Origin of the sequence: Campylobacter concisus, assembly GCF_902460575.1 — a bacterium.
Lineage (GTDB): Bacteria > Campylobacterota > Campylobacteria > Campylobacterales > Campylobacteraceae > Campylobacter_A > Campylobacter_A concisus_AW.
The window spans coordinates 395,670-396,855 of the sequence record NZ_CABPUY010000003.1 but is presented as its reverse complement, the minus strand read 5'-3'; the positions used below and the strand labels follow the sequence as shown (position 1 = coordinate 396,855).

The following is a 1,186-nucleotide window of genomic DNA, read 5'->3' as shown; positions in this document are numbered from 1 at the left end:
AAGCTGGTGACAAAGATGCTGGTAAAACAACAGTAGAAGTTACTATACCAAAAGATGGTTCAGTAAAACCAGGTGATAAAGTAGTAGTTACTGATGACAATGGCAAAAAGACTGAAAAACCAATCAATCAAGATGATATAGATAAAGGTAAGATTGATATCCCAGTTGATCTAAACCCAGGTAAAGACAACAATGTAACAGCAGAGATCATCAATCCAAATAACCCTAACAACCCAGGCAAGGATAGCAAGGTGATAGGTGAGGATAGTGAGAATACTAAAGCTCCAGAAGCTCCAGTTATCACAGAAGTAATAGATGATGCTAAAGGCTATGGAGAAGATACTAAAGTTGGTAACGTTCTTGATGTTAAAGGTCATCTAACAAATGATAAAACTCCAACTATCAAAGGCACTGCAAAAGCTGGCTCAAAAGTAGAAATTTATGATAATGGCGACAGAATAGGCGAGACAACAGCTAAAGCTGATGGTTCATGGGAATTTGCAGCTCCAGAACTTACTAAACAAGGCGAGCATAAATTTACAGCAACTGCTGAGAATAAATTTGGTAAGAGCACACCAAGCAATGAAGCTATAATCGATCTAGACTCAATCGCTCCAAAACTTGACAATGTTAAAATCACTCCAATAGATACAAATAGCAAAGCTGATGATACAGCAGAGCTAACTATGGGAACAGGTCATACAGATACTCCAAATGCTGAGATATTATTTAGAGATGTAGATAACAACATTATAGGAAAAGGTCACGCTAACAGTGCAGGTGACTTCTTAATTCAACTAGATAAAGCTGTTCAGCCAGGTACTCCGGTATTTGTTCAAGCAATAGATAAAGCTGGTAACGCAGGTACAGAAATGGCTACGGCTGGCAATATAGAGCATCCAAATGATCATACAGCTCCAAAAGTAGATATCGATACTGTAACTCCAGTAGATGAGACTAACCCATCAGATGGTACTCCAGATAAAGGTATCGTAAAAGGTAAATCAGATGAGCCAAATGCTCCAGTAGTTGTTACTGATGAAAATGGTAAAACAATAGGTATTGGCACAACTGATGATAAGGGAAATTTCGAAATCACTACTGATCCAATCGAACCAGGTGATAAAGTAAAAGTTGAAGTAACTGATAAAGCTGGTAATAAAGGTAGTGATACAGAGACTGCAGG

Annotated in this window: 1 protein-coding gene; it reads left to right on the top strand. The window is 38.0% G+C overall.

The genetic code is table 11. The annotated features are described in order from the left end of the window. The coding region (locus F3G76_RS10530) for an Ig-like domain-containing protein (protein ID WP_188116576.1) at positions 1 to 1,186 on the top strand (1,186 nt) is incomplete at both ends.